This window comes from Aeromonas sp. MdU4 (assembly GCF_041929505.1).
Lineage (GTDB): Bacteria > Pseudomonadota > Gammaproteobacteria > Enterobacterales > Aeromonadaceae > Aeromonas.
This window is the reverse complement of sequence record NZ_JBHFMW010000025.1, coordinates 74,662-97,812: the sequence shown is the minus strand read 5'-3', so window position 1 is coordinate 97,812 and position 23,151 is coordinate 74,662. Positions and strand designations below refer to the sequence as shown.

Sequence of the window (23,151 nt, the reverse complement as noted above, 5' to 3'; positions counted from 1 at the left end):
ATGTAGGATATACCGACCTTTTATGAAAATGTATGCTGGCACTATTGTAAGCAATACATTCAAAGAGATAGAAGTCGTCTATCCAAAATTTGGTTTTTTCCATTCTATTGCTGAGGTCTGCCAATCTGCCAAGTTACTTGTTAATGGTCTCGATGGCATTAGTCTTGATATTAGAACTAAATTATTCAGGAAAGAACCATTTTTTACAACACCATGTAATGAGTTTTCAGAATCGATTTGGACAGATGGGCGTTTTGCGGATGATGTTATTCGTGCAATCGAAGAAATCGACTATATTATCATTGAGGTTTCTAGTTTAACATATTTTAAATGTCAAAATTCTGGCATGTTTCTGCACTGGAACCCAAATTACTCATCAAGCTTTTCATATGGTGATATATATCCTGATGGATACTATGAAAAAATTGGTTTAGGTAATTTAGTACAGAAGTGTGAATGCGATGAGAAATTTTTAGTTAATTCATTAAATGAGTTGTTAGGTTTTTTCCCTAAAGTCAAGCTTATTGTAACTGGACATATTAATGATCAGTCTTCATATACTCGTACAAATCTGAATAAAATCATCGAAAATGCGGTCTCGAAAGTGGACAAGGCAGTTTTTTTCGACAATAGATCTATTTTTGAAAGATTTGGTTACAATGTTATAGGTGGACAAAAAGATCCCCATCACTTAACAAACTTTGGTGAAAAACAGCTTGGTATTGAACTCCAGAATACGGTGATTAAAAATGAACGTTGAAAAATTTAAGTTAGATCACAATACAAGCTACGATTCTATAGCCGAAGGTTTCTTTGGTTACTCTATTGGAGACGAAGTTTTTCATTACAAAAGTAACCTTCCCAATATTAATGAATTGTTTGAGAATATTTCAAATAACTGTGGTGTTTTTTGCGCCATAAAAAAAGATAATGGTGTTGTAAATGTTTTTACTGACCCTTTAGCTCAATACCCAATTTTTATTTATTCCGAAGCGAATAAATTTTGTGTCTCAAACGATTTTTTTGAAACTTCTAGTTATACTGCTGGGCAGTTAAATAAGGAAGCGATATTTGATTGCCTGTCTTACTACTCTCCTCTAATGAATCAAACCATAATCAATGGATGTCATACGACCAAGCCATTTAGCTTTATTCAGATTGATTATAATAAGGAGGTGCCGACTCTTACTCAAATGCAAATAGAGATACCAGCAACTGATATGAACTATCAGGAGTTGTTGGATGTTCTGGCGCAAAGAGCAATAACTAGGGCTGGTGCTATACTGAAAAATCACAAACCAGTGGTGCATTTGACTGGTGGGCTAGACTCAAGGCTAGCGCTATCAGCTATTATAAAAGCATCATCAAATAGTGATGACTACTCTGTTTTTTGTTTTGGAGACGGAAACAGTCAAGATAAATTAGTATTTAACCATATATGTGATAAATTTAATTTGGTTAAAGGTGAGATTGTTTTAAATGGTTCAAATATTAAATCTATAGAGCATTTGCGCGAATCGTCCATAAGCTTCTCAGGGTTGAAATTCACAAATCAAACTAATTATATTACTCATTGGACTCCTTCTCATTCAGAGGTTACAGGCTACTTTTCTGAAGGTCTGATAAAAGGATTTGGAAACTATTACTATAATGGAGCATTTAATCCATTCAGGTATCAGTCGTCCATTTCGAGCTTGCCTGATTTCATTTTCAATTCCTCAGCTTTTAGAGCTCTTTCAACTATGTCAGAGGGGAGAAGGTTTAAAAATTTAACTTTGGAAAATTACTTATACTTGAGTAATAGGTCAAAATGTCATTTTGGAATGCATAGCGTTGTGAATAATCAGAGTCACCATTCTTTTGATATCATATATGACCCGATGTTAATTAGTCTTTTTGAACGCTGTCCCTATGATTCTTCTTCAAAGCAACAGGGTGCGATCGTTGTAGATTTAATTTGTAAGATTTTTGGTGAAGAACTTGCTCTCTTACCGCTAGCTGGTAAGTCGATTAATAAGTACCGCGATGATTTCGAGTATTTGCCATCCTCGAATTGTTTTCAGCAACAAAACTTCCCTGTCGATGTAAATGATAAAGTTTTGGGTACGCGTACTACAGCTATGCTGACAAAAACTGGAAATATTTATTATGGCAAGTATGAGGAACTTCTTCGAATGGTCAACTTAAAAGCGGAATATCGCGACTTTTTATCGACGTTTTTAACTTATTCAGAACATACGCCAGCAGTCGAAGTATCAGCCATTAGATCCCTAGTGGGTTATTTATCAGTTTTGACTGAAGCTTGAACTTTGTAAATGTGAATTTGATGGAACTCGGACTATTTTCTGACTTTAAAAATATTGAAGATATTTATTTAATAAATCCTAAAATTGAATTTAAGACCGGTCAAGTAAGCATTTTGGTTCCAGTTGGTAGATGCTTTAAATATCTTGAAACTTCAGTGAAAACAATGTTATGGCAGACCATAAATGATGTGCAACTGGTTTTAGTAAATGATGGCTCGCCACAGTTTAAATATCAAAGTCGAAGCTTAGGTTCTGAGTTGTATTTTGAGCTGTTCGTAAATACTGGTGCTTACGGTGCCCGTAATTATGGTCTAAAGCACGCCACTGGCGAGTTTATTACCGTACATGATGCCGATGACTGGTCCCATCCACAAAAGCTGGAGATGCAGGTTAAAGCGCTGTTGGAGAACCCCCAGGCTGTGGCCAGTGTCTCCCACTGGGCGCGTTGCACCACCGATCTGCAGTTTGAAACCCGGCCAGATGGTACTGTTGTACATCGTAATATTTCGTCTCTGATGATCCGCCGCGAGGTGTTTGAGCGACTTGGTTATTGGGATCGGGTATCGGTTAATGCTGATACCGAGTATTACTATCGTATTCTGGCTGCCTATGGGCCGAACAGTATAGTGGAAGTACTGCCTGGGGTACCATTGGCACTGGGACGGCGTCACGAGGCAAGCCTGACCATGCAGCCGGAGACCCACTGGAAAACCCAGTTTGGTGGGGTGCGTAAGGAATATATGGATGCCGCCCATGAGTGGCATAAGGAGTGCGCCAAGACAGGTCGCTGGTATATGCCCTTTGCCCCGAAAGAGCGCCCCTTTCCTGTGCCCGCGTTAATAGACAGAGCTGTGCTGGAGTTGGGTGAGCAGGTATGGCCCCATATCAAGGGCAAGCAGGCATATCCCGAAGAGGGGGGCGATAAGCGACCCTGTATTTTGCTCTGTGGTCATGCAGCCGGTGACAAGCAATTTGGCGCTGAGCGCAGTCTTCTGGATCTGGCTAAAGCCATTGCCGCTCTGGACTATCGACTGGTGGTGACCTTGCCTGAGCGCAATATGGCTTACATTGATGCTCTCGCCCCCTGCTGTAGTGACATAGTGCTGTTGCCCAGCCCCTGGCGGGAAGATGAGGAGGTGTGGCCTATTGCGTTGAATGCTTATCGCCGCTTGATTGAACATTTCAAGGTGGATTTGGTACATGTTAATACGCTGGTTAACCGTGTTCCGCTGCTGGCTGCCCGTGAGCTTGGGGTTAAATCAGTCCTCCATGTGCGTGAGTTACTGGGGTGGGATAGTTCACTGATCAAGGCTATGGGGGGGGCGACACAGGCTGCACAGTGTGACCCCCTGCTGCTGGCTGATCGACTGATTGCTAATTCGAGTTATACCGCCCGAAGTTTGTTGGCAAAACAGCCACAATGGCACAGTAAACTCAGGGTGGTGACTAATACGGTAACGCTCGAAGGCAATTGGCAACCAGGGTCTCATACAGCAAATGATAAGCTGCGGGTGGGGATGGTGAGCAGCAATTTGCCTAAAAAAGGGTTGGATGACTTTCTTAATGTAGCGAGGGCCGCCTATGCAAATAATTTGCCTTTGCAGTTTGTTCTAATTGGTCCTGACAATGAACATACCGATGAGATTGCAGGTGTGATGCCGAGCAATATGAGCCTTGCAGGCTATGCCCGTTCACCTGAAGTAGCCTTGGAACAATTGGATATTTTACTCAATTTGTCACATTTTCAGGAGTCATTTGGTCGCACTGTGGCTGAGGCCATGCTGGCAGGTAAAGTGGTCATTGTTTATCGCTGGGGAGCTCTGTCAGAGTTGGTAATCAATGGTGTAAATGGTTTGTTGGTGCATCTGGGGGATATCGATGGTGTGATTGCACGTCTTGCCATGTTATGCCATCAGCCAGAGTTGTTTAACGAGATTGGGCTATCTGCACAAGAATTTGCTCAGGAAAAATTCAATGAAAAGCGCTTTCAGTCCGAGTTAACCCACTCGTATGACGGGCTAATCCCCATATCTGGTTAATCTAGATTAAAATCTCTGTCTTTTAATGCGTATTTTAAATGCTTCAGCAGGGAAGTGATTTAAAAACAATCTCGAAATTTTATTATCAATTCGATGTGATTATTGAGGGTTTAGTGTGATGAAAATAGCTATTGCTGGAACTGGCTATGTTGGTTTGTCTAATGCAGTATTATTGGCTCAGCACCATGATGTGGTCGCTGTTGATATTTTAGAAGAAAAAGTGGCAATGATTAATGCTGGCCGTTCGCCAATTCAAGATGCCGAGATTGAGCAATTTCTGAAAGAGAAACCTTTACGACTTAAGGCGACCATTGATTATCATTCAGCTTATAAAAATGCTGATTTTGTCGTTATTGCGACACCCACCGATTATGACCCTAAGACAAACTATTTCAATACTCGCTCAGTTGAAACTGTTATTGATAATGTGTTGGCTGTTAATCCCAAAGCGGTCATGATAATTAAATCTACGGTGCCAGTTGGTTATACCAAAGAGATCAAAAGCAAGTTTGGTTGTGACAATATTATTTTTTCTCCAGAATTTCTGCGAGAGGGACGAGCTCTGTATGATAATTTGCATCCATCGCGTATTGTCGTTGGTGAAAAAAGTGAGCGTGCGCAACAGTTTGCCAATCTATTGATTGAAGGAGCAGTGAAAGAAAATATCTCTGTTCTATTGACAGATAGTACGGAGGCTGAAGCCATTAAATTATTTGCTAATACGTATTTGGCTATGCGAGTGGCGTATTTTAATGAGTTGGATACCTATGCTCAGATTCATGGCCTGGATAGTCGCCAAATCATTGAAGGGATTGGTCTTGATCCACGAATTGGTTGTCACTATAACAATCCCTCTTTTGGGTATGGTGGTTACTGTCTGCCGAAAGATACCAAGCAATTGTTGGCAAATTATCAGGATGTACCTAACAATCTGATTGAAGCAATTGTTACAGCGAATACCACTCGAAAAGATTTTATTGCGCAGAGTGTGATTGAGCGCAGACCTAAGGTGGTAGGTATTTATCGTTTGGTCATGAAAGCGGGATCTGATAATTTCCGAGCCTCGGCCATTCAGGGGGTAATGAAGCGGATCAAGGCCAAGGGGATTGAGGTAGTGGTGTATGAGCCGACTTGTAAAGATACTCAATTCTTCAATTCACGGGTACTTAACGATCTTGCAGAATTCAAGGCATTGAGTGATGTGATTTTGTGCAACCGTAATACCGAGTTGCTAGCTGATGTGGCTGAAAAAGTCTATACCCGTGATCTCTTTGGCTCTGATTGATATTTGCATCATGCAATGCTGATTATACTGATGTAGATGGTTATCTATAAGGCGTCATATGTTTAAAACGTTTGAGCTGACTTTTAGTCCGTTATGTTCAGAATATATTGCCCGATGCTATGCCAAGCATGAGGTGATCCTCGAGTATGGTGCTGGGGGGTCAACTCTTTTGGCAGCCAAGGGAGGCAAAAAGGTGATTACTACAGAGACTGATCCCCGCTGGTTGATCGAGTTGATGGGGGCTTACAAAGAGCAGCAATTGCCCGGTGATATCATACCGATCTGGTCAGATATCGGTGAGACCAAGCAGTGGGGATATCCCAGAGATGAGAGTCAGTTTAAACGCTGGCCCGATTATTCTTTAAAGCCTTGGCATTTTTGTAACGAACATCAGATAACACCAGATCTTATTTTGATTGATGGTCGGTTTCGGGTCGCCAGTTTTTTAACCTCTTGCGTTAATGTTACAAAGACGACAACCTTATTGTTTGATGATTATGTATCGCGAGAGCATTATCACTGTATTGAAACGTTGTTCAAACCAATTGATATAATCGATAACCGCTTAGCTGTGTTCAAAATAAAACCTAAAAAAGTCATCAGTAAATATCTGCTCGAAAATATATCTTTCTTCCTTGACCCAAGATAAAAATCGAGATGGTGTTAGCCACTTAAAATATAATATGCGTTTTGTTTGATCGGGAAATAGCATGAAAAACATCGTTTTTCATGCTATTTCATTATAGTCTTTGAGCCGTTTTTGGTTGCAATATATTCGTAACGCTCTCTGTCACATTCACACCCACTCAAGTAGTTATTAATGCAAATATTGAGAGATTCATTGGATTGGTTGGTTCCAAAAATAAAGTACACATTGGAACCGGATTTTAATAGCGTGTCTGCGGCTGGTTTTCAATGGAAAACACCCAGTGATGTAGGGAGTTTTAAGCTATTTAATCGCGTGGCTAGTCCCAAGGGATGGTATATGCTTAATATTTCTTTGGATTCAGACCAGAGTCTGCTATATGTAGAGTTGCAAGCAGATTACGGCGCTGGTTTTTCAAAGGAAAGTGTCGTCACTTTAACAATAAAAAATAAAGCGGTGAATAAGCGAGTATGTTTTTTTCCACAAAAACCGTCTGCTATTAGGTTAACCGTATACAATCAGAATCTGAATTTTAATGTAAGTGAATTGACACTCTCAAAGCTCACAGAAAACAGGGCAAGAGAGTTGATGTTGAAAAAGTTACAAAGCCGCCGTGAAAGAGAGCACTTTATTGGTCTGGGGACGAGTGAATTAATATCATTTTATAACCAGTGCTTTAATCGAAGTCATACAATGATGACCTACAATCAATGGCTTGAACAATATGAGTATAAATCTCTTAACCCGGTTAAGCTGAAAGGAATTTATCAGGCACTTGACAGCAAGCCTGTTATTTCACTGGTGATGGCTACTTACAATACACCTCCGACTTTACTTAGAGCTTGTATAGACTCGGTGATTGCACAGCACTATCCCCACTGGCAACTATGTATTGCTGATGATGCCTCGGTCGATCCGGCTGTTGTTGCATTGATCACCGAGTATGCAACACTGGACTCCCGCATTAATTTTGTTATTCGTGATAAAAATGGCCATATTTCTGCGGCCTGTAACACAGCCCTTAACTTGGCAAATGGTGAATATATTGGGTTGTTAGATCATGATGACTTGCTGGCACCCCATGCACTGTTAATGATGGTCCAAGAGATTAACCTGCACCCTTCAGCAGGTTTGCTTTATTCTGATGAAGATAAGATTGATGAACAGGGCAATCGAAGTGAGCCCCACTTTAAACCTTCCTGGAATCGTGATCTCTTCTATTCCCACAATTACATTACTCATTTTTGTGTGTTGAAGCGTAATTTGGTTAATATAATTGGTGGATTTCGAGAAGGGGTAGAAGGTAGCCAGGATTACGACTTGTGTTTGCGGGTCATCGCCCATTTGGGGAATAAACAAATCATTCATGTGCCACATGTGCTTTATCACTGGCGCGCAATACAGGGCTCAACGGCACTTAGCGGTAATGAAAAACGATATACACATAAAGCTGGACTGAAGGCGTTACAGGATTTCTTCAAACCCACCTGCCTTGACATTAAAGTTCGCAAGCATGCTTTGAATAATTGTTTCCGGGTGCAATGGCCAATACCTGAGCCGAAGCCGCTAGTAAGCTTGATCATTCCTACACGGGATGGCTATGACTTGTTGAACAAATGTATTGATAGCCTCTATAAATGTACCCACTATAAAAATTTCGAAGTGCTGATAATAAATAATCAGAGTCAGTGCCCTAGAACGCTAAAGTATTTCAACCTACTTGAGCGAGAGAATAAGGCCAGGATTATTGATTTCAATGACGAGTTTAATTTCTCTGCAATCAATAATGCTGGAGTTGTCCAGGCTAGGGGGAGCATAGTTGGTTTGATCAACAATGACATAGAGTTTCTCAATGCAGAATGGCTTGATGAAATGGTAAGGCAAGCAAGTCGACCAGACATTGGCTGTGTCGGCGCAAAACTCTATTACCCTGATGGCCGAATTCAACATGCGGGGGTGATATTGGGCATCGGTGGTATTGCTGGCCATAGTCATAAATACTTCGGAAAACATCACAATGGATATCATTCTCGTTTAAGTTTGGTACAAAATTATTCAGCCGTCACTGCTGCAGCACTTGTAGTTCGTAAATCAGTTTACCTTGAAGTTGGTGGCCTTGACCCGGAACTTAAAGTTGCTTTCAACGATGTAGATTTTTGTCTCAAAGTGCGTGAAGCTGGATATAGAAATATTTGGACTCCATTTGCAGAAATGATCCATCATGAGTCTGTCAGTAGGGGGGGAGAGGATACACCACAGAAGCAGGCAAGATTCACTCAGGAGATAAACTTGATGCGAGACCGATGGGGTGAACACTTGCTTAAAGATCCCTGTTATAATCCGAATTTGACTTTAATACATGAAGATTTCTCATGTCGAACACAAGAATGAATATCATATGAGTAACACAAAAATTCTTCTTCTGGGACCGTCAGGTATCGGTAAAACTACAGTATTGAAGCATTTCACCAAAAAAGTAAAATCTGTTAATACTCTGACCATGGATAATATTGCTCATCGTGTGGCAAGAGAGATGGGGTTGATCGGCCATAGAGATGACCTAAATGCCTTGATCTCAGTTCTGGATGGAGATAGAGAACGGTTGTTGAATTTTGGTATCGAGGCAGTTAATCACCATATTAAAAAGACTCAAGGTAAGCCAGTCATCATTGATGTTGGTACTGGTTTTTTGGATGCGCCTGGCTCTCTGAGTTGGGTGGTATCTCATCCCTCAATCTCTGTGATGGCTGAATCCGCTAGTGCATTTGATCGGTTTCGAAAAGCAAGACAACTCGATATTTCTTATGAGCAATATGTATCTACTCAGTTTTCTAAAAATCGTACCGATATCTATCACCATGCAGGAATTGTGTTGAAGACTGAAGGACTAACTGAAGCAGAAACTGTCCATAGATTTGCCTGTTGTGTTTTGGGTGCCTTGCCTGCAACCATTGCTAGTGCTGCGCTAAAAGAATGGCTTGATGAGTGACATTATAAGAATTATGAACATATGTTGAAGTCAATGTTATCAAAATTGGCAGGTGTAAAACGTAGCCTGCCAAATATATACGTCACGGAGTCAAAAACTGTCATCAGAATGACTTGGGTCGTGGGGAGATTAAATACTCCTACTATGGATTTCTACTTCCGTAGTCGTCCAACTATGTTTGCTGGATTTAATGCAGTGGATGTTAATGAACTGGTTGATATTTCTCATCCATTTTGGACAAGCCTAGATGATAGAGTGATACTTGTTCGAGATGTGCCAGTAACATTGTTGAGAAAGCTCAAGTGTGGTCATTCCAGAAGACACATAATCTGGTTTATTGATGATGATATTCCCGCTGTCGTGGATGATATGACTTTACCAATCGCATATCGCAAACGGTTATCATCCTGGTTTAATCAAGCATATTTTATTCTTGGGGAAATATGTAATGACATTTGGGTTTCCACGCCATACTTGGCAGAGAAATACAGTTTGCCTAGCCATAGCATTTTACCTCCTCTGCAAATTACAGGGGCTGATGCGTTAAAAATAAAATGCTTTTACCATGGTAGCGCCAGCCATACACAGGAGTGGGACTTTGTTATTAAGCTTATAGAAAAAATCCAAGGGCAATATGAAAGTGTCTGGTTTGAGTTAATAGGTGATCACAGTCTGTATAAGCGAATAAGGCATGTGCCAAGGGTGACAGTATTGCATCCGATGAGTTGGGATAATTATCAGGCACATATTGCTAGTCGTAAAATGGATATCGGTTTGGCACCACTTTTTTGTTCACCATTCAATGCTGCGCGTTCTCACTGTAAGCTTCTTGATATACAGCGACAGGGTGCTATAGGAATTTACTCTGCTGGATTTCCATACTCAGATAAAATTAAAGGGATGGCTGCCGGGATTATAGCGGGTGATAGTCTGGACTCTTGGCTTGATGCGTTTGAACGAGCACTGCATTCAGATAGGAAATTAATTCATGCTAATTCGGTAGGTGTAATAAATAATAGTGTAAATGAAAGCGTTTTATAGGGTTGTGTTTATGGAAATAATAATGCTTGTATTTTATGCACTATCATCCTTACTGACATCCGAGAAATTTTCATGACGTTATGGACACAATCCGGCGGTATTCTGGCTCGTAGTGCCCAGATCAGCGCTTGTCTTGGCCAGCCGCTGGCTCGCTTTACTTCTCCTGACGCCCTTCAAGCGGGTGATGTGCTGGTTGGCTGGGGGCAAAAGGCCAATACCAGGCAGATTAAACAAAAGGCCCAAGAGTTGGGTCTGCCTTATTGGCAGCTGGAAGATGGATTTATCGGTTATATCGGCCACCCGGCAAGGGGAGGCAAGGCGGTATCGCTGATCGCCGATCCGATCGGTATCTATTACGATGCCCGCCAGCCCAGCCAGCTTGAGCAGTTGATCGCAACCCCTTGTGAGCCCGCGATGTTGGCCCGTGCCGAGCGATTGAGCCGTGAGCTGGTACGCCTCGGTGTTACCAAATACAACTGTTATGCCACTGTGCCAGCCCACTCTGCTGCCCATGGTGGCGTGAGCCATTTTGCAGCACAAGGGGCGCTGGATGGCCTGCCAGCGGCTCTGGCCGAGCGGTTGCAGCTGAGTGGCAAACCCCGGATCCTGCTGGTCGATCAGGTGGTGGGCGATCTCTCCATTCCGGGAGCGCTGGCCAGTGAGGCCGATTTTGTGGCGATGGTGGAGGCGGCTCGCCGCAATCATCCTGATGCGCGTCTGTTGCTGCGAACGCATCCTGATACGCGTTTTGGCAAGAAAAGCGGGGTGCTGGCGCGCTTGCAGCTAAATGATGTCGAGGTGGTTGCCGAGCATTGTCATCCCCATGCGCTGCTCAATGCGGTGGATGCTGTCTATACCGTTTCTTCCCAGCTTGGTTTTGAGGCGTTGCTGTTGGGCAAACCGGTCTACTGCTTTGGTATGCCCTTCTATGCCGGTTGGGGCTTGACCCATGACAGCAAGCGGTGCGAGCGCCGTCAGGGAGAGGTCTCTTTGGCGCAGCTGGTTGCAGCGGCATTGATCCAGTATCCCCGTTACCTGGATCCGGTACTGGGTCAGCGGTGTGAGGTGGAGGAGGTGCTAGCTATTATTGCCAATCAGCGCCGTTCGGCAGCGCGCTGGCGCCGACTCTATCTGGTCGGTTTCTCTTTGTGGAAGCGGGCCTTTATGCAGGCCTTTTGCCAGCATCTGGCCGATGAACTCTGCTTTGTGCGCAAACCGCCCAAGCGGTTGACCGGTGACGAGCAGGTGCTGGTGTGGGGCAGCCGCCACCCTGATCTCACCTCTGCGATCCGGGTTGAGGATGGTTTTATCCGATCCAAAGGGCTGGGCTCCAATTTGTGCCGCCCCTCCTCGTTGTCACTGGATCCGGTCGGGATCTATTTTGACAGCCGTACTCCCAGCGGGCTTGAACAGCTACTCAACTATCAGCAACTCACGGAAGTTGAGGTCAACCGTGGCACCGCATTGATCGAATTACTCCGTGAACACCAGGTCAGCAAATACAATGTTGGCGAGCCGCAACATTACTCGCCACCGGGTGATGGCCGAGCACTGGTACTGGTGGTCGGTCAGGTAGATGGTGATGCGTCCATTCTGACGGGGAGCCCGCACATTCGCAGCAACGAGCAGTTGTTGTGGGCGGTGCGTGCTGCCAAGCCTGAGGCTCATATTCTCTACAAGCCCCATCCTGATGTGGTGGCGGGTAATCGGGCCGGTGCGATTTCTGCGGCGTGTCTGGCGGAGTGTGTCGATAGCCAGGTGCTGGATATTGGCCTTAACAGCCTTTACCCCTATGTGGATGAGTTGCATACCATGACTTCGCTCAGTGGCTTCGAGGCCCTGGTGCAAGGGGTCAAGGTCACGACGTGGGGGCAGCCTTTTTACAGTGGCTGGGGGTTGACAATGGATGCCAATCCGCCCGTCAGGCGCCAACGCAGTTTGCCACTGGCGGCGCTGGTTTATCTGACGCTGGTCGCCTATCCGCTCTATATCGACTGGCAAACCGGACTATGGATAAGCCCTGAGCAGTTGATCCGCCAGTTGGCAAAACAGGGGCACTCATCAGCCCAAAAAACGAGCCGCTGGCAACGTTGGCAGCTCAAGTTGAGTTACCTGACTCAAACCTTGATACAACGTCCCCCACTTCCCCAGTTTTTGAGATAAGTCGTCAATGAAGATTTTGTTGTTGCAAGGACCGCTAGGCCCGTTTTTTCAGACCCTGAGCCAGCATCTCACCGAGGCGGGACACCAGGTGGTGAAGATCCATTTCAATGGGGGAGATGAGTGCTGGCCGTGTGTCGGTGAAAATTTGCGTTTTCGCGGTAAACCGGAGAGTTGGAACGCATTTTTTCGCCGGGTGCTCAAGCAGCATGACATAGAGTTGGTGATCTGTTACGGCGACTGCCGTCACTATCACTTGATTGCGGGCCGCATTTGCAAGCTGAAGAAATTGCCCTTCTGGGCGATGGAAGAGGGGTATCTCCGGCCGGATTACGTCACGCTGGAGCAGGGGGGCGTTAATGCTTTCAGTCCCTGGTATGAGCGGCGCGATCAGTTGTCTCGTCTGGAGTGGCCGGTTCCTTATGACGCGCCTCTTGAGGTAGGCAAAACGTTCGCCGAGCGTGCCTGGTATGCCAGTCGTTACCATATCAACAAGGCGTTGCATCGTTGGCGTTATCCCCACTTTGTCAATCATCGCCCCTGGAGCCTGGTGCAGGAAGCGATGGGATGGGTGCGAGGCGGATTGGTCAAATATGGCAATATCTCCAAAGACCACGCCTTGCTCAAGAAGCTGCCAGCCCATAAAGGCCATATCTTTTTTGTGCCACTGCAAGTCACCGAAGATTTCCAGATCAGAGAGCACTCTGATCTGAGTGGCGTTGAGGAGATGGTCGCTCAGGTGATCAATTCGTTTGCTGAGCATGCCAAACCTGACGATGTGCTGCTGTTCAAGCATCATCCGATGGATCGGGGGTATGTCAGTTACCGTGCCCAGATCAACCGTCTTTGTGCCGTGCTTGGCCTGGAGGGGAGGGTGTTTTACGGCTATGAGTTGCCGTTGCCAACGCTGTATCCGCTGCTTAAAGGGGTCATCACCATCAACAGTACGGTGGGGCTGTCGGCGTTGCTGCATGACGTACCCACCTTTTGTATGGGGCGAGCACTCTACGATATTGCCGGTTTGACGACCAGAGGCACACTGGCGTCATTTTGGCGAACGCAGGCACCGGTATGCCATGAAACATTCAAGCGGGTACGTCACTCATTGCTGCATTTGACCCAGCTCAATGCCAGTTTCTACTGTCATCTGGATATCAGTGCGCAAGCCGTGATGGGGAAAATAGGTTTGACAGCGGTAGAATTATCAGAAAACAGTCATCGGCATTTAGTTATCTCAAAATAAAGCTTCAGTTCAGTCTTAATCCGTAATATGTGCAGCGCTGAACTGAGTGTCTGACGGAATATTTTCATGAGACGACACTCATATTGATAACCTTGTTGTCAACTCGGCTTGCCTTGGGTAATGTAAACGTAAGGTAAGCTAGAAAGGCGGAGTGTTAAAAATGAGTATAAAAAAATGTATTTTGGCTGTTGGTTTAGTCGCCTTGCCCGGTTTTGCGGCGGCAACCGAGAATGATCTGTCGCTACTCATCCATGGTGCATCGATTCATAGTGGTTGTGAGAAAGGAACAGGAAAAAAGAGTAAAACCTGTGACTTTAATGGCGTGAACCCCGGTTTGGGTATGGCGTGGGTTTTTCTGGGGGATACCGATACCGGCAAGCTGGCCCTGCGTGGTGGTTTCTATAAAGATTCTTATGAAGAAACAGCGACTTATGCCGGGCTCTCTTATCGTAAAGAGTGGTATTTTACCGAGCATGCGTTTGCCGGTTTAGGCGTTCAAGCTGGTTATCTTCATGGTTCCGGCACGGATGGTTTTGCCGCTCTGCCGATGGCGACCATAGGATACAAATCGTTGGCTTTGGAGATAGGTTATGCGCCCAAGGTTCACTGGGTGGTAGGGCGAGATCATGTTGCGGTAACGACCTTCTCGTTACGCTGGACATTTATGTAACAGCAATCGCACCATAATCTGATGGGATCAGAGAAAACCTGGACTTTATTGTGGATGCGTTGAATGGATAGCTGAACGTACACAATACCATGTTGACTGATATAAAGCGGTTTGTGGAATCTCTTTCTGAACAGTAACTGAATATTACGATGTCAGATTGCCAATAGCTTAAATGAAGATTCTATGATTTATGTCATTACTGATGTTTTTATTGAATAGCGTTTTGTTATTCAATACTTAAAAAGCCCTTCGTTTTCACGAAGGGCTTTTTGCTATTTGGGGCCGGTTCAACCGAGCAGGATTAATATCCTTGTTGGTGCACATCCATTACGGCGCGGCCGGATGGGTCGGCCATCTCTTTAAATTTGGCATCCCACTCCAGCGCGGTCGGGGTGGAGCAGGCGACCGATTTGCCATAGGGCACGGTGCGGGCGGCGGCTTCCAGCGGGAAGTGCTCGTCGAAGATGGCGCGGTAGAAGTAGGCTTCCTTGGTGAGCGGGGTGTTGATGGGGAAGCGGAATTCCGCGGCGGCAAACATCTGATCCGTCACTTCCTGTTCGACCATGGCTTTCAGGCTGTCGATCCACGAATAACCTACGCCATCGGAGAACTGCTCCTTCTGGCGCCATGCCACTTCGTGGGGCAGCAGATCCTCGAACGCTTCGCGCAGGATGTGTTTCTCGATCTTGCCGTTGCCGCACATCTTGTCGGCAGGTTGTAGGCGCATCGCCACGTCCATGAACTCCTTGTCGAGGAAGGGTACGCGACCTTCCACGCCCCAAGCGGCCATCGACTTGTTGGCGCGCAGGCAGTCATAGAGGTGCAAAGAAGCAAGCTTGCGCACGTTCTCTTCGTGGAACTCGCGGGCGTTGGGCGCCTTGTGGAAGTAGAGGTACCCGCCAAACAGCTCGTCGGATCCTTCACCGGAGAGCACCATCTTGATCCCCATCGCCTTGATGTAGCGGGCCATCAGGTACATCGGGGTGGAGGCGCGGATGGTGGTGACGTCATAGGTCTCGAGGTGATAGATAACGTCGCGCAGGGCATCCAGACCCTCCTGCACGGTGAAGTGGATCTGGTGGTGGATGGTGCCCAGATGGTCGGCCACTTTACGGGCGGCAGCGAGATCTGGTGAACCTTCCAGGCCGACGGCGAAGGAGTGCAGCTGCGGCCACCAGGCTTCGCTCTTGCCATCGTCTTCCACCCGACGGGCGGCGTAGATCTTGGTGATGGCGGAGATGACGGACGAATCCAGCCCGCCGGAGAGCAGCACGCCATAGGGCACATCGCACATCAGCTGACGTTTGACCGCTGCTTCCAGCGCCGCTTTCAACTCGGCCTTGTCGCTGACGTTGTGCTCGACCGCACCGTACTCCATCCAGTCGCGCTTGTACCACTGTTTGAGTTCGCCATCCTTGCTCCACAGGTAGTGTCCCGGCGGGAAGGTTTCGACGCTCTTGCAGACCGGCACCAGCGCTTTCATCTCGGAGGCGACATAGAAGTTGCCGTGCTCGTCGCGACCGGTATAGAGGGGGATGATCCCCATGTGGTCACGGCCAATCAGGTAGGCATCCTGCTCGGCGTCATAGAGGATAAAGGCGAAGATGCCGTTGAGATCGTCGAGAAACGCCGGGCCCTTCTCCTTGTAGAGGGCGAGCAGCACTTCACAGTCGGATTTGGTCTGGAACTGGAAATCGACCTTGAGGTTCTTCTCCAGCTCCTTGTGGTTGTATATCTCGCCGTTGACGGCCAATACGTGAGTGCGCTCGGGGTTGTAGAGCGGCTGGGCGCCATTGCCCGGGTCGACGATGGCCAGGCGCTCGTGCACCAGAATGGCCTTGTCGGAGCTGTAAACGCCGGACCAGTCAGGCCCGCGGTGACGCAGTCGCTTGGACATCTCCAGCGCAGATTTGCGCAATAGAGCCGGGTCGGTTTTGATGTCCAGAATGCCGAAAATAGAACACATTGGCGGTTATCCTCTTGATTTTTATATGAGCCCCCCACGTCCGGGCTCGAAATTCCATTTACATTCCTCGTCAGACACAATGCCTAGCGGAAAAACCTTTTGCAAGCGGGAAAACCGCAGAAAATCATGCCGTAAGCGTCAAGCGGATCAACGGGATAAGGGTGCCTGCAGTGGCGCAGGTCGTGGGGCAGGGAGTGGGGCCGGGTGACGTGAACGTCAAGCCGAGGCGGGTGCGAAGATCACATAGACCTTGCGACAGGGGGTGAGGGTTTCCCACTCTCCGACAAAGCCGGCCGGAATGACGAATTGATCCCCCGGTTTTAGGGCCAGCTGGCCGCCCTGACTGTCGTGGATCACCACATCCCCTTCCAGTAGCTGGCAATACTCGTGCTCGGTGTAGTGGATGGCCCAGCGGCCGGGCTCGCAGGCCCAAAAACCGACGTGAAACTGTTGGCTGGGGTCGGAGTAGTGGTTCCACACGGTCTGGCTCGGATGGCCTGCTTGAATGCGCTCGGGGGCGGGCATCAGCGGGGTCGGGGTCGCCTCGTGGCGGTCGAGCAGGATCCAGTCGTTGAGGGTTTTCATGGTGCCTCCCTGGCAATGGCGATATGAAAGCGGGGCCATCCTGGCCCCGCGTTTGTTCGTTTTATTAAACGAGGTTGAGCATAACGTAAACGATGGCCTGCCCCTTGCCAAGTGCTCAATGACTCGCGTTCAGCGTGGTTGCAAGCGGTGGATCACATGGCGGGCAAAGCCGCTGCCCGCTTCGTTGTAGACGTTGAATACCGCATCTACTCCCTGCTCCTGCAGGGAGGCGATATCATCCTCGAAGCGGACGATGGCCGCGATTTTGCCGGTAAAGCCGTGGCTGCGTAGCTTCTCGATGGCGTAGAGATTCCCCGAGTGGTGGGGCATCGCCAGCAGCACCAGATTGACCTGATTGGAGAGCAGCACCTTGTCCCAGAAGTCGGTATCGGTGGCATCCCCCTCGATGACGTTCATCCCCTGAGCGCGCAGGGTGGGCAGCTTCTCGCTGTCGTTCTCCACCCCGAGGATGACGTTGCCGTATTTGTTCTCCAGCTCGAAGTAGGCTCCCTGACCGATCCGCCCCATACCGAGGATGATCACCTCGGCATCGCCGAGCTCGATGGGTCTGTCTTCCGGGTGGAGATTGCTTGCCTGTAGCCCCCGCAGCCAGTGACCGATGCGGTGGTAGATGCGCTCGCTCTGGCTGTTGAGGGGGGCGGAGATCATAAAGCTCGCCGCCAGCGCCAGCGAAACCGCCACCAGCCACTCGTGGGAAATCCAGCCCGCCTTGGCGGCGATGGCCGCGACGATCAGGCCAAACTCCGAGAAGTTGCTGAGCGCCAGGGTGGAGAGCAGGGCGGTGCGCACCCGCAGGTGGGCGCCGCTATAGACCAGATAGTAGAGGGCGCTTTTGAGCGGCAGGGCCAACACTAGCGCCAGTGCCAGCAGCATGGTGTCGTGGGTTGGCAGGCCGTTGAGGCCGATGGTGAGAAAGAAGCAGACCAGAAACAGATCTTTGAGGTTGAAGAGCGCCTTGGCCAGCCCCGCCGCCGCCGGATGGGAGGCGAGCAGCATGCCGATGATGAGGGCTCCCAGATCCGGCTTGAGCCCGACCACTTCAAAACCGGCGGCTCCCACTACCAGTGCCAGAAACACCCCGAACAGCACCTGCAACTCGCCGTGACCGGCCCGCTCCAACAGCTTGAACAGCAGCGGGCGCAGCAGTGGCAGCCCCAGCACCCAGAGCGCCCAGATGCTGGGCAACTTGCCGCTGGAGAACGCCAGAAACGCCACCGCGAAAACATCCTGCATCACCAGCACGCCGATGGCGATGCGGGCGTAGAGGGCGTTCATGTCGCTGCGATCTTCCAGCACCTTGACCGCGAACACGGTGCTGGAGAAGGAGAGGGCAAACCCCAGCAGCAGCGCCAGTTTCCAGTCCAGCGACAGGGCGAGATGGAGCCCGATCCCCTTGCACACCAGCAGTACCACGGTAAACAGCAGGGTGGAGAGCAGCAAATGCAGGCTGGTGGTGCCCCACACGTCGCGCCGCATCAGGGTCTTGACGTTGAGCTTGAGGCCGATGGTGAACAGCAGCAGGGTGACGCCGAGATCGGCAATTTCACTCAGAGCGGGGCTATTTTCATACCCCATACCGTTGAGGATAAAACCGGCGGCCAGAAAGCCGAGCAGGGGCGGTAGGCCAATCAGATTGACCAGCATGCCGCAGCCAAAGGCCACGGCGATCAGAATGGGTTCCATAACAGGTCCAGCTGGGGCAGGGGAGACCTGCCCTGTTTAACTCTAGGGTTGCGATTAGACGATATCGATGTCGACCACGGAGTCGAAAATATGGTTCGGCCGAAACGGCATGCGGTCAATATCGGCCACCTTGCTCACCCCGGAGAGCACCAGCACTGTCTCGAGGCCAGCCTGGAAGCCCGCCAGAATGTCGGTGCGCAGGTTGTCGCCGATGATGATGGTGTTGTCGGAGTGGGCCTCCATCCGGTTGAGTGCCGCACGGATGATCCAGGCGCTCGGCTTGCCGACATAGAAGGGCTTTTTGCCGGTCATCCGCTCGATGGGGGCGCACAGCGCGCCGCAGGCCGGGTGCATCATGGGGCCGTGGGTGTCCGGGTTGGTGGCGATAAAGCGGGCCCCCTGATCGACGAACTTGGCGCCCAGCTGGATCATGGTCCAGTTGTAGTTGCGGGTCTCGCCCACCACCACGAAGTCGGGATCGATGTCGGTGATGGTGAAACCGGCCTTATAGAGTTCGTGGGTCAGCGCCCCTTCACCGATCACATAGGCCTTCTTGCCATCCTGCCGCTTGAGGAAGTCGGCGGTGCCCATGGCGGAGGTGTAGAAGCACTCTTCCGGCACCTCGACCCCGGCGGAGCGGAAGCGGTTTTGCAGATCTTTCTGGGTCTGAGCCGGGTAGTTGGTGAGGAACAACAGCTTGCTACCCTGCTCCAGCAGGCGGTGGACGAAACGGTCGGCACCGGGGATGAGATCATTGTTGTGCAGGATGACACCGTCGATATCGCAGATAACGTTCTTGTTCATGAAAACTCCTTGTCAGGGCGCAGGCGAGCCGCCAATCGGTAAGATGTTCAATCATTTATGATTTTTGTGACGCCATTATAAGTCTGTTTGATGACAAGTCTCCCCTGTCTCGTCACTTCAGTGCACAATAAAGCTGCTGTCGGGTCAGTCTGGTGGAGGGGCTGACGCCGGGATTATTTTGCTGATGGAGCCGTCGCTATGGACACCCCTATTCCCAAGCCAATCACAACCGAACACCTCACCGCCGGGCAATTTATCGCCGGGCTGCCGAAGCTGGAACTGCACCTGCATATCGAGGGCAGCCTCGAACCCGAACTGATGTTTGAGCTGGGTCGCCGCAACGGTGTGCCGCTACCCTGGCCTGACGTGGCCAGCGTGCGCGCCGCCTATGACTTTGACTGCCTGCAATCCTTTCTCGACCTCTACTACCTTGGTGCCAGCGTGCTGGTGACCGAGCAGGATTTTTTCGACCTCACCTGGGCCTATCTTGAGCGCTGTGCCGCCGACAAGGTGGTGCATGTGGAGATCTTCTTCGACCCGCAGACCCACACTGCCCGCGGCATCCCCTTTGCTACGGTGCTGGGCGGCATTGAGCGGGCGCTGCAGACCGGGGAGCGGGAGTTTGGCATCAGCTGGCGCCTTATCATGAGTTTCTTGCGCCACCTGAGCGAGGAAGATGCGTTTGCTACCTTGGCAGAAGCTGAGCCGTTCCTGTCGCGCATTCACGGCATCGGCCTCGACTCGGGGGAGAAGGGCAATCCGCCCACTAAATTTGCCCGGGTCTTTGCCAAATGCCGCGAGCTGGGACTGCCGGTAGTGGCCCACGCTGGCGAAGAGGGGCCTGCCGATTACATCTGGCAGGCTATCAACGAGCTGCGGGTGTGCCGTATCGATCACGGGGTGCGCTCGGCCGATGATCCCGAACTGCTGCGCTATCTGGCCGATACCCGGCTGCCGCTCACCGTCTGCCCCCTCTCCAACACCCGGCTCAAGGTGTTCGGCGATATGGCCCAGCACAATGTGCTGCGGCTGCTGGAGCAGGGGATCTGCGTCACCATCAACTCCGATGATCCCGCCTATTTTGGCGGCTACATGGGCGCCAACTTTACGGCGCTGGCCGATGGCCTCGGCGCAACCATGGATCAGCTCTGCCGCTTGTCGCTCAATGCCGTTGAGGCAAGCTGGCTCTCTTTGGCCGACAAGGCGCGGCTGACCCGGGAGATCCGCAGTTATGCCGCGACCCACGGGGTGAGCCTGCACTGAGTCAGGCACCAATGCCGCCGATATGAAAAGCAGTTGATATAAAAAGAGGCCCGCCATCACTGGCGGGCCTCTTTCGTTTCAATGGTCGGTGTGGTTATCGGGGAAGGTCAGCGTTATGCCACTCGCACCAGAAACTTTTCGCCCCGTCCTTCGCGCTTGAAGCGCTCGAGCAGGGTCGGCAGCGCCTCAAAGTTGCCGACCACCAGCGGCGGCAGGGTCAGCTCGCCACTCGCCATCTGCTCCATCATGGCAACACCGGCGGCCACCAGTCGGCTCCACTGCTTGTCGGTGCCAAAGGCGTGCTGGGCACCCAGTGCAATCTCGTGCAACGAGTGGCAATGGCTAAAGGCTGGCAGCGGATTGTGCGGGATGCGCCCCAGCACAGTCACCATGTGGCCGTAGTAGCCAAGGGCAGGCAGCAGGCTTTCTGCCTGCTGGCTGGAGACCAGATCGATGATCCCCTCGAACGGCTCATTGCCGTTGGCCGCCTGCAAGGTGGCCAGCCAGTCGGGATCCCGATAATCGGCCACGCCCTGCACCCCGATCTGCTTGAGCCACTGATGGTGGCGTGGACTGGCGCTGGCAAAGACCCGCGCTCCTTGCTGGAGGGCGAGCTGCACCGCAAAGCGGCCAACACTGCTGCCGGCGCCGGTGACAAGCAGCGCTTCCCCGTGCAGGCGCGGCAGCTTGGCCAGCGCCTGCCAGGCGGTGAAACCGGGACAGGGCAGGGCGGCTGCCGCCTCATCGCTTAAGGCATCGGGTACCGGCAGCAGGGCACGCGCTGGCACCCGGGTATGACGGGCAAAGCTGCCGTGGTGGCGCAGATCGGTGTGGTAGGCGACCCGTGCGCCGAGACGCAGATGGCTGACGTTGGCGCCGAGGGCTACGATCGTGCCCATGCCATCGACGCCGGGCACCTGACCATCCTGCCAGTTGGCGTGGCCATATTCGATCAGCTTCCAGTCCACGGGATTGAAGGCGATGACCCGGTTGGCCACCAGTACCGCATCGGGGCCAAGGGGGGAGAGAGGTAGATCGGCGAGGGTAAGCTGGGTCGGTTCACCCGGGGCATGCCAGCACCAGGCTTGGGTGTGATCCATGATGACTCCTTGTGAAACCGTGGGGAGAGCTTGACGAGATTATTGCAACAGCAAGACAGTGAAACTGCCACTGTTGCAACCGCGCAACAATACAGCAGGCCCCAACCTGTGGGGCCTGCTTGAGTGGCCTGCTGGCCATTGGCAAGCAACGGCCGGTTTATGCACCATCGGTCTGATAGGTCGGGTAGTCGGTCAGCCCCTTCTCGCCGCCGCCAAACAGGGTGGCTGGATCATGGGGGGCCAGCGGATAGCCATGGCGCAGCCGGTTCGGCAGATCCGGGTTGGCGACGAAGGGGCGGCCAAAGCCAATCATGTCGGCCCAGCCCGCCTTGAGAGCGGCGCGTGCCCGCTCGCCGTCATATTTGCCGGCGTAGATCAGGGTGTTGGGGAAGGCATCCCGCAGACCCTGCTTGAAGTTCTCCGGCATCAGGGGGGCATCGTCCCAGTCCGCTTCGGCGATGTGCAGGTAGACCACGTTGAGCTGGCCCAGCAAGCGGGCGGCCGCCAGATAGGTCTCTTGCGGGTTGGCATCGACGGTGCCGTTGAGGGTGGTGAGCGGCGCAAGACGCACCCCGACCCGATCTGCGCCGATCTCGCTACTGACCGCTTCGGTTATCTCTTTGAGGAAGCGCAGCCGGTTTTCCAGCGAACCGCCGTAGCTGTCGGTGCGGGCGTTGGACTCGGAGTCGAGGAACTGGTTGATGAGGTAGCCGTTGGCAGCGTGCAGCTCGATGCCGTCAAAACCGGCGCTGATGGCGTTGCGAGCCGCCTGACGGAACTGGCCCACCACCGCATTGATATCGTCTTGAGTCATGGCGCGCGGGGTGACGGTCTCGACAAAGCCCGGCGCATCGCTGCCGTTATCGACAAACACCTTGACGCCCGTGGCCGCTATGGCTGACGAGGAGATGGGCTGGGCGCCGCCGATGTTGTCGGGGTGAGTAACCCGGCCGACGTGCCAGAGCTGGGCGAACATGGTACCACCCTTGGCGTGCACGGCATCGGTCACCCCCTTCCAGCCAGCGATCTGCTCGGCGCTGTAGATCCCCGGCGTCCAGGCGTAGCCCTTGCCCATGGGGTCGATTTGGGTGCCTTCGCTGATGATCAGGCCCGCTTCGGCGCGCTGGGCGTAGTAGCTGGCCATCATGGCGTTGGCCACGTCACCGGGTTGACTGGCACGGGAGCGGGTCATGGGAGGCATGACGATGCGGTTGGCAAGGTGCAGCTGGCCGAGGCGCAGCGGGCAAAACAGGTGATCGTGGCTCATCTTGAGTTCCTCATGGTGGGAGTGAGGCCACTTTATGCCGCCATCTTGTTGTGAAAAAGAGGGGTAATTGCACAAGAGAATTG

18 protein-coding genes are annotated in these 23,151 nt (G+C 50.7%); 12 read left to right on the top strand and 6 right to left on the bottom strand.

The genetic code is table 11. From position 1 onward, the window contains the following. The first annotated feature begins 22 nt into the window (after nucleotides 1-22). The 11 genes from ACE1BR_RS15890 to ACE1BR_RS15840 all read left to right on the top strand — a co-directional run bounded on the left by ACE1BR_RS15890 (nucleotide 23) and on the right by ACE1BR_RS15840 (nucleotide 14,379). Nucleotides 23-760 (top strand): hypothetical protein, encoded by a 738-nt coding sequence (locus ACE1BR_RS15890; RefSeq protein ID WP_374871913.1) that lies wholly within the window; start codon nucleotides 23-25, stop codon nucleotides 758-760. Then, complete coding sequence (locus tag ACE1BR_RS15885) at nucleotides 750-2,306, top strand: hypothetical protein (RefSeq protein ID WP_374871911.1); 1,557 nt, start codon at nucleotides 750-752, stop codon at nucleotides 2,304-2,306. Before ACE1BR_RS15890 ends, ACE1BR_RS15885 begins: the two co-directional genes overlap by 11 nt. 20 nt (nucleotides 2,307-2,326) lie before the next feature. After that, the gene (locus ACE1BR_RS15880) at nucleotides 2,327-4,345 is read left to right on the top strand and encodes a glycosyltransferase (RefSeq protein ID WP_374871909.1); all 2,019 of its coding nucleotides are present in this window, start codon (nucleotides 2,327-2,329) and stop codon (nucleotides 4,343-4,345) included. Nucleotides 4,346-4,463: 118 nt separating this feature from the next. Beyond that, the gene (locus tag ACE1BR_RS15875; protein WP_374871907.1) at nucleotides 4,464-5,630 is read left to right on the top strand and encodes a nucleotide sugar dehydrogenase; all 1,167 of its coding nucleotides are present in this window, start codon (nucleotides 4,464-4,466) and stop codon (nucleotides 5,628-5,630) included. 58 nt (nucleotides 5,631-5,688) lie between these two features. Next, nucleotides 5,689-6,279 (top strand): hypothetical protein, encoded by a 591-nt coding sequence (locus tag ACE1BR_RS15870; protein WP_374871905.1) that lies wholly within the window; start codon nucleotides 5,689-5,691, stop codon nucleotides 6,277-6,279. A gap of 192 nt (nucleotides 6,280-6,471) precedes the next feature. After that, the gene (locus tag ACE1BR_RS15865; protein WP_374871903.1) at nucleotides 6,472-8,667 is read left to right on the top strand and encodes a glycosyltransferase family 2 protein; all 2,196 of its coding nucleotides are present in this window, start codon (nucleotides 6,472-6,474) and stop codon (nucleotides 8,665-8,667) included. Between the two features lie 7 nt (nucleotides 8,668-8,674). Further along, on the top strand, nucleotides 8,675-9,265 hold the full coding sequence (locus ACE1BR_RS15860; RefSeq protein ID WP_374871901.1) for a hypothetical protein: 591 nt from the start codon (nucleotides 8,675-8,677) through the stop codon (nucleotides 9,263-9,265). A gap of 21 nt (nucleotides 9,266-9,286) precedes the next feature. Next, nucleotides 9,287-10,306, top strand: a complete 1,020-nt coding sequence (locus tag ACE1BR_RS15855) for a hypothetical protein (protein WP_374871899.1) — start codon at nucleotides 9,287-9,289, stop codon at nucleotides 10,304-10,306. A 72-nt stretch (nucleotides 10,307-10,378) separates the two neighbouring features. Beyond that, nucleotides 10,379-12,469, top strand: coding sequence for a capsular polysaccharide biosynthesis protein (locus ACE1BR_RS15850; RefSeq protein WP_374871897.1), 2,091 nt, complete (start codon nucleotides 10,379-10,381; stop codon nucleotides 12,467-12,469). Nucleotides 12,470-12,476: 7 nt separating this feature from the next. Next, nucleotides 12,477-13,709: a capsule biosynthesis protein gene (locus ACE1BR_RS15845; protein WP_374871895.1), complete on the top strand. Its 1,233-nt coding sequence runs from the start codon at nucleotides 12,477-12,479 to the stop codon at nucleotides 13,707-13,709. Between the two features lie 160 nt (nucleotides 13,710-13,869). Then, entirely contained in the window at nucleotides 13,870-14,379 is a 510-nt protein-coding gene (locus ACE1BR_RS15840; RefSeq protein WP_374871893.1) for a hypothetical protein, read from the top strand. A gap of 301 nt (nucleotides 14,380-14,680) precedes the next feature. Here the strand turns inward: ACE1BR_RS15840 and asnB are convergent, their stop codons facing one another. From asnB to ACE1BR_RS15820, 4 genes are all read right to left on the bottom strand, one after another. Further along, on the bottom strand, nucleotides 14,681-16,345 hold the full coding sequence (gene asnB / locus ACE1BR_RS15835; RefSeq protein ID WP_374871891.1) for an asparagine synthase B: 1,665 nt from the start codon (nucleotides 16,343-16,345) through the stop codon (nucleotides 14,681-14,683). Nucleotides 16,346-16,561: 216 nt separating this feature from the next. Next, on the bottom strand, nucleotides 16,562-16,930 hold the full coding sequence (locus tag ACE1BR_RS15830; RefSeq protein WP_374871889.1) for a cupin domain-containing protein: 369 nt from the start codon (nucleotides 16,928-16,930) through the stop codon (nucleotides 16,562-16,564). Between the two features lie 129 nt (nucleotides 16,931-17,059). Continuing rightward, nucleotides 17,060-18,634: a cation:proton antiporter gene (locus ACE1BR_RS15825; RefSeq protein ID WP_374871887.1), complete on the bottom strand. Its 1,575-nt coding sequence runs from the start codon at nucleotides 18,632-18,634 to the stop codon at nucleotides 17,060-17,062. Between the two features lie 54 nt (nucleotides 18,635-18,688). Then, nucleotides 18,689-19,438 carry an HAD-IIA family hydrolase gene (locus tag ACE1BR_RS15820; RefSeq protein WP_374871885.1) on the bottom strand — a complete coding sequence of 250 codons (750 nt, stop codon included), beginning with the start codon at nucleotides 19,436-19,438 and terminating at the stop codon, nucleotides 18,689-18,691. A gap of 198 nt (nucleotides 19,439-19,636) precedes the next feature. Here ACE1BR_RS15820 and ACE1BR_RS15815 point away from each other — a divergent pair, with 198 nt between their 5' ends. Further along, nucleotides 19,637-20,701: an adenosine deaminase gene (locus ACE1BR_RS15815; protein WP_374871883.1), complete on the top strand. Its 1,065-nt coding sequence runs from the start codon at nucleotides 19,637-19,639 to the stop codon at nucleotides 20,699-20,701. 113 nt (nucleotides 20,702-20,814) lie between these two features. On the opposite strand, the gene ACE1BR_RS15810 is transcribed toward ACE1BR_RS15815, so the two are convergent. Both ACE1BR_RS15810 and ACE1BR_RS15805 read right to left on the bottom strand, forming a co-directional pair. Then, nucleotides 20,815-21,801: a zinc-binding dehydrogenase gene (locus ACE1BR_RS15810; protein ID WP_374871881.1), complete on the bottom strand. Its 987-nt coding sequence runs from the start codon at nucleotides 21,799-21,801 to the stop codon at nucleotides 20,815-20,817. A 157-nt stretch (nucleotides 21,802-21,958) separates the two neighbouring features. Continuing rightward, nucleotides 21,959-23,068, bottom strand: a complete 1,110-nt coding sequence (locus ACE1BR_RS15805) for an alkene reductase (protein ID WP_374871879.1) — start codon at nucleotides 23,066-23,068, stop codon at nucleotides 21,959-21,961. Nucleotides 23,069-23,151 lie beyond the last annotated feature (83 nt).

Bases quoted from the DNA above. Each gene is read 5' to 3' on its own strand.
- ACE1BR_RS15830 (WP_374871889.1), bottom strand. From the start codon at position 16,930: ATGAAAACCCTCAACGACTGGATCCTGCTCGACCGCCACGAGGCGACC.
- ACE1BR_RS15810 (WP_374871881.1), bottom strand. From the start codon at position 21,801: ATGGATCACACCCAAGCCTGGTGCTGGCATGCCCCGGGTGAACCGACC.
- ACE1BR_RS15820 (WP_374871885.1), bottom strand. From the start codon at position 19,438: ATGAACAAGAACGTTATCTGCGATATCGACGGTGTCATCCTGCACAAC.
- ACE1BR_RS15845 (WP_374871895.1), top strand. From the start codon at position 12,477: ATGAAGATTTTGTTGTTGCAAGGACCGCTAGGCCCGTTTTTTCAGACC.
- ACE1BR_RS15815 (WP_374871883.1), top strand. From the start codon at position 19,637: ATGGACACCCCTATTCCCAAGCCAATCACAACCGAACACCTCACCGCC.
- asnB (WP_374871891.1), bottom strand. From the start codon at position 16,345: ATGTGTTCTATTTTCGGCATTCTGGACATCAAAACCGACCCGGCTCTA.
- ACE1BR_RS15885 (WP_374871911.1), top strand. From the start codon at position 750: ATGAACGTTGAAAAATTTAAGTTAGATCACAATACAAGCTACGATTCT.
- ACE1BR_RS15890 (WP_374871913.1), top strand. From the start codon at position 23: ATGAAAATGTATGCTGGCACTATTGTAAGCAATACATTCAAAGAGATA.
- ACE1BR_RS15860 (WP_374871901.1), top strand. From the start codon at position 8,675: ATGAGTAACACAAAAATTCTTCTTCTGGGACCGTCAGGTATCGGTAAA.
- ACE1BR_RS15825 (WP_374871887.1), bottom strand. From the start codon at position 18,634: ATGGAACCCATTCTGATCGCCGTGGCCTTTGGCTGCGGCATGCTGGTC.
- ACE1BR_RS15870 (WP_374871905.1), top strand. From the start codon at position 5,689: ATGTTTAAAACGTTTGAGCTGACTTTTAGTCCGTTATGTTCAGAATAT.
- ACE1BR_RS15850 (WP_374871897.1), top strand. From the start codon at position 10,379: ATGACGTTATGGACACAATCCGGCGGTATTCTGGCTCGTAGTGCCCAG.
- ACE1BR_RS15880 (WP_374871909.1), top strand. From the start codon at position 2,327: ATGGAACTCGGACTATTTTCTGACTTTAAAAATATTGAAGATATTTAT.
- ACE1BR_RS15855 (WP_374871899.1), top strand. From the start codon at position 9,287: ATGTTGAAGTCAATGTTATCAAAATTGGCAGGTGTAAAACGTAGCCTG.
- ACE1BR_RS15805 (WP_374871879.1), bottom strand. From the start codon at position 23,068: ATGAGCCACGATCACCTGTTTTGCCCGCTGCGCCTCGGCCAGCTGCAC.
- ACE1BR_RS15875 (WP_374871907.1), top strand. From the start codon at position 4,464: ATGAAAATAGCTATTGCTGGAACTGGCTATGTTGGTTTGTCTAATGCA.
- ACE1BR_RS15840 (WP_374871893.1), top strand. From the start codon at position 13,870: ATGAGTATAAAAAAATGTATTTTGGCTGTTGGTTTAGTCGCCTTGCCC.